Raw genomic sequence first — 4,883 nt, 5'->3', positions numbered from 1 at the left:
CCTGGTCAATGTTCTTGAAGTTATTGCCCACCAGAGGCTTAACGTCTTTCTGTGGCACATGACACTGAGTGCAGAAATACCGTCGCGGCGACACAGCGGCCAGCGCCTGACCATCACGGTCCATGTAGTGGGTGATGCTGATCATCGGCGCCTGCGTGCGTGCGCTATTGGCACGACTGTGACAGGACAGGCACTTGTTGCTGTTCTTGTCGATCGGATACCCCCGGATACTGTGGGGGATGGTGGGCGGCTGGTCAGGATAATTGCGCTCGCGCTTGAGGTCCTTGTTCTCGTCATCAGCCATCAACGGTGCCGCAAATTCCTGGGTCAGGGTCCCTCCGGGTCGACGGCCATCTGGCGCCGGAGCATCCAGCGGGTAATCAGGCTGCGCCGCGGATGCCAGTGGCATCCACAGCAACAGCGCCGCAAGCAAAGACAGCGAATGACTCTTCATCTGAGCGCTCCTTATGCCGTCTTGATCAACTCAATCCTGATCGCACATTTTTTATAATCAGTCTGTTTGGAGATGGGGTCCGTCGCATCGAGTGTGACCTTGTTGATCAGCTTGTTGGCATCGAAGAACGGTACAAACACCAGGCCTTGGGGTGGCTTGTTGCGCCCTCGGGTTTCAATGCGCGCACGCATCTCACCGCGTCGGCTGATCAACTTCACTTCGCTGCCTCGACGGGCATTCAAGGCTTTGGCATCGGCCGGGTGCATGTAGACCAGTGCATCAGGCACCGCCTTATGGAGTTCCTCAACACGCTGAGTCATGGACCCGGTGTGCCAGTGCTCCAGCACTCGGCCGGTACTCAACCAGAATGGAAACTCCGCGTCGGGAGATTCCGCTGGGGGCTCGTAAGGGAGCGCGAAAATAATCGCCTTCTTGTCGGGATAGCCATAGAACTGCACACCGCTGCCCTTCTCCACGTAGGGGTCATACCCTTCCCGGAAACGCCAGCGTGTTTCCTTGCCATCGACGACGGGCCATCGCAACCCTCGTTCGGTGTGATAGAGATCGAACGGGGCAAGGTCATGACCGTGCCCACGGCCAAATTGGGCATATTCTTCGAACAACCCTTTTTGCAGGTAAAAACCAAAATCCCGGGCTTCGTCGTTTTGATAACCCGCTGCCATCTGATCAAGCGGGAATTGATCGACCTGACCGTTCTTGAACAACACTTCGTACAGAGTTTTGCCCTTGTACTGCGGTGAGGCCGACAATATTTCCTCGGACCAGACCTCATCCGTTTTAAAGCGCTTGGAAAACTCGACCAGTTGCCAGAGATCTGACTTCGCGTCACCCGGTGCCGAGACCAGCTGATGCCAGAACTGCGTGCGCCGTTCCGCATTGCCGTAAGCCCCCTCTTTCTCGACCCACATCGCGGTGGGCAGAATCAGATCGGCCGCTTGGGCCGAGACGGTGGGATACACATCCGAGACAATCACAAAGTTCTCGGGGTTGCGCCAACCCGGCAACACTTCCTGCATGATGTTGGGGCCGGCCTGCATGTTGTTGCTGGCCATCGTCCAATACACATTGAGCACGCCGTCCTTGAGCATCCGGCTCTGCTGCACGGCATGGAACCCGACTTTTTCATTGATGGTGCCCGGCGGCAACTTCCAGATTTTCTCCGCCGTGGCGCGATGCTTTGGATTGGTGACCACCAGATCGGCTGGCAAGCGATGGGAGAAGGTTCCCACTTCGCGCGCCGTGCCGCAGGCCGAAGGCTGGCCCGTCAGGGAGAAAGGACTGTTGCCCGGCTCGCTGATTTTCCCGGTCAGCAGGTGGATGTTGTAAATCAGGTTATTCGCCCAGACGCCCCGCGTGTGCTGGTTAAAGCCCATGGTCCAGAATGAGACCACCTTGCGCTTCGGGTCCGCATACAGTTCGGCCAAGGCCTTGAGTTGCTCGGCCGGCACGCCGGTTTCCTTGGCGGTACGCTCAAGGGTGTATGGCTTCACGAATGCCGCGAACTGCTCAAAGTCGATGTCACTCCAAGTATTCGCCTTGGCCGCATTAAGGGCCTTTTTCTCCAGCGGATTATCGGGACGCAGGCCGTAGCCGATATCATCCGTACCTTTGGCAAATTTGGTGTGTTTGCTGACAAAATCCTTGTTGACCGAGCCGCTTTCAATGATGTGATTGGCAATGTAATTGAGGATAAACAGGTCCGTCTGTGGCTTGAACACCATGGGGATGTCAGCCAACTCAAAACTGCGATGCTCGAAGGTGGACAGTACGGCAACCTTGACGTTGGGCTGACTCAATCGGCGATCCGCCACCCGACTCCAAAGAATCGGGTGCATCTCCGCCATGTTTGAGCCCCACAGCACGAACGCATCGGTGACTTCAATATCGTCATAACACCCCATCGGCTCATCCATACCGAATGTGCGCATAAAGCCCATGACTGCGGAGGCCATGCAGTGACGTGCATTGGGGTCGATGTTATTGGAGCGAAATCCCGCCTTCATCAACTTGTTGGCCGCGTACCCTTCCCAGACGGTCCACTGTCCTGATCCGAACATGGCGATGGACTCGGACCCTTTATTCTTTATCGCCTCCTTGAACTTCAACTCCATCACATCAAACGCTTGGTCCCAGGACACCGGCTGAAACTCGCCTTGCTTGTCGTACTGCCCGTTGGTCATGCGCAACAGCGGCTGGGTCAGGCGATCAACGCCGTACATAATCTTTGATAAGAAGTAGCCTTTGACGCAGTTCAGCCCGCGATTGACCTCAGCTTTCACATCGCCATGAGTGGCGACCACCCGATTGTCCTTGGTTGCCACCATGACGCTGCACCCGGTACCGCAAAAGCGGCAAGGCGCTTTATTCCAGTCCAGGGCTACCCGATCTTCTTCGGTGATCAGATTGCTGGCCGACGAAAACACCGGGAGCCCCGCCGCCGCTGCGGCGATCCCGGCAGCCTGGGCTTTGACAAACTCACGTCGAGTCATAGGCATGTGCTTTCTCCCGTTACATCGAGAATCTCGTGATAAACGAGGGCGGCATTGAGTACACCCGGCAAGCCGTTGATTTCACTGATGCGCAGAGAAATCTCACTTTCTTCCTCCATCTCCAGCACTACCACCAGCTTGCCGGCGGGACTTTCCTGATGCAGCTCAACGCCTTGGAGCAAGCGCAAGTTGGCTTTCACCGCCTCGAAAAACTCAGGAAGGGCAAGCACCACTAGACTGGCAATATGCAGCGTCTTTTCCATGACCCGTACTCCCCGTCTTTTGCTAAAGATGGACAACGATCAATTAGGTGGACCAGGAGGGCCGAGCAGCATTTGCAGAAACCAGACAAAGAAACCGTATCCCCCTACTATCGCCACCGACAGCATTGGGAAAAAAACGACAATCAGAAAAAAGAACAGACGGGTTTCTTTGCGCGCGCGATGTGGAGAGTCATCCGTTAGTGGCATGCTGATCACTCCTGCCAAACTTTGAATTCAGCCTAGACGGCCCACATCACAAATTCCACTAAACGGATTAACGGCAGAGCTAAGGAAGGTCTGAGCCAAGAGACAGTGTCCTATGTCACCTAATCGACGATCGATGGAATACAGACCGTAAAAGTGGTACCGCTACCGGCTTCAGATTCGACTTCGATGCTACCTTGATGGGCGCTTACGATAGCTGAAGCTATATATAGTCCTAGTCCAAGCCCCGCTTCAGCGCCGTACTCGACGCCGCCTTGTAGGTGGCGAATCAGCGGATTAAAGAGGCTCGCCTTTGCGCCTTCTTCAATTGGACGTCCAGCATTATGGACAGACAACAAGGCAAATCCATCAACGGCTTTTAGAGTGACGGTGACTGGAGTGTCAGCCTCACCGTGCTGAATCGCATTCCCAATAAGATTGGCGATCACCTGCTCCATCCTTGATTTGTCAAACCGCCAAGGCAGGGTGTACTCCGTCAGCAAATCTATCTGTCGATCCAAGTGATAGGCTTGCGCTTCTTCGACCATTCCCCTACAGGTCTGCGCTAGATCGTTGTTTTCAATACGAACTGGAATTCCCGATCCTAATTGAGTGCGGGTGAAATCTAGAAGATCACCCACAATTTTTATCGATCGCTTCACACTCATATAAATACGCGACACATTCTTGGTTGGTTTGGGGGGCAGATCCCCTGTACGCAAAAGAACTTCAGCGCTGAGTAATACGGCACCGAGCGGGCTTCTCAAATCGTGACCGAGCACGCCAAGAAACACGTTTCTCGCCGTCTCTACGGCAGTGGTGTATGTCACCACAGACTCTGCGAGCGCTTGATCAATGGCTTCGTTAAATCGAATGACATCGTTGGCTTCCTGATCCTTGGACACATGGTCAGGCGGCAGCCACAGCGCAAGCACGCTGGTACGCAGGGCTCTGTACTCTGCGATCACCTGTCCGATGGTAAAGCCCGAAGCATGTCGGAGGTCAGCGTGTGTTTCCGCTGAGGTGATAGTGTTTGATCGAGGCGCATTTCCGTGGGATTTCAAGATCCTTGCTTCAGGGCTCTGGGTGGTTTGGAGATCAGCGGCAATAGTCCGCAACATTTGCTCTGCGTGATCTCTCAAGGCCAGCGCATCCATTCCCGCAGCGGCAGGAGTCAACATCTTGGCGAAGTCTTCCCACTGCTGAAGGATTGGTTCCATATTTTGTAGGATGAAATCAGCCAGGCGCATTGTGTGCTCTCTTTATGAAAGTGGCTTGTCCGAGCCATGAGCTTAAGCACTGGAAGGACGAGCGAAATCCCAGACTACGCTACCGGGCGTATCATTATTACCTTTATGCGTATCAGAGCCTGGCGTTTGAGCTTTGCCACTGTTCGCCTACTCGGGAGTGCCCACTTCCCCCACTAACGTGAAGACCGCTTTTGGCCCAGAG

5 protein-coding genes are annotated in these 4,883 nt (G+C 54.7%); all 5 read right to left on the bottom strand.

All coding sequences use genetic code 11. The features are described 5' to 3' along the window. Positions 1 to 454 (bottom strand): nitrate reductase cytochrome c-type subunit (locus PMI22_RS12570; RefSeq protein ID WP_007946445.1); only part of this gene is annotated, 454 nt, incomplete at its 3' end. 11 nt (positions 455 to 465) lie between these two features. Then, on the bottom strand, positions 466 to 2,970 hold the full coding sequence (gene napA, locus PMI22_RS12575) for a nitrate reductase catalytic subunit NapA (protein WP_007946444.1): 2,505 nt from the start codon (positions 2,968 to 2,970) through the stop codon (positions 466 to 468). Further along, on the bottom strand, positions 2,961 to 3,227 hold the full coding sequence (locus PMI22_RS12580; RefSeq protein WP_007946442.1) for a chaperone NapD: 267 nt from the start codon (positions 3,225 to 3,227) through the stop codon (positions 2,961 to 2,963). Before PMI22_RS12580 ends, napA begins: the two co-directional genes overlap by 10 nt. A 39-nt stretch (positions 3,228 to 3,266) precedes the next feature. Beyond that, complete coding sequence (locus PMI22_RS12585) at positions 3,267 to 3,434, bottom strand: periplasmic nitrate reductase, NapE protein (RefSeq protein WP_007946441.1); 168 nt, start codon at positions 3,432 to 3,434, stop codon at positions 3,267 to 3,269. A gap of 119 nt (positions 3,435 to 3,553) precedes the next feature. Further along, positions 3,554 to 4,681, bottom strand: a complete 1,128-nt coding sequence (locus tag PMI22_RS12590; protein WP_007946440.1) for a sensor histidine kinase — start codon at positions 4,679 to 4,681, stop codon at positions 3,554 to 3,556. Positions 4,682 to 4,883 lie beyond the last annotated feature (202 nt).

Origin of the sequence: Pseudomonas sp. GM21 (assembly GCF_000282215.1) — a bacterium.
Lineage (GTDB): Bacteria > Pseudomonadota > Gammaproteobacteria > Pseudomonadales > Pseudomonadaceae > Aquipseudomonas.
This window is presented reverse-complemented; position numbering and strand designations above follow the sequence as displayed.

Bases quoted from the DNA above. Each gene is read 5' to 3' on its own strand.
- PMI22_RS12585 (WP_007946441.1), bottom strand. From the start codon at position 3,434: ATGCCACTAACGGATGACTCTCCACATCGCGCGCGCAAAGAAACCCGT.
- PMI22_RS12580 (WP_007946442.1), bottom strand. From the start codon at position 3,227: ATGGAAAAGACGCTGCATATTGCCAGTCTAGTGGTGCTTGCCCTTCCT.
- PMI22_RS12590 (WP_007946440.1), bottom strand. From the start codon at position 4,681: ATGCGCCTGGCTGATTTCATCCTACAAAATATGGAACCAATCCTTCAG.
- napA (WP_007946444.1), bottom strand. From the start codon at position 2,970: ATGCCTATGACTCGACGTGAGTTTGTCAAAGCCCAGGCTGCCGGGATC.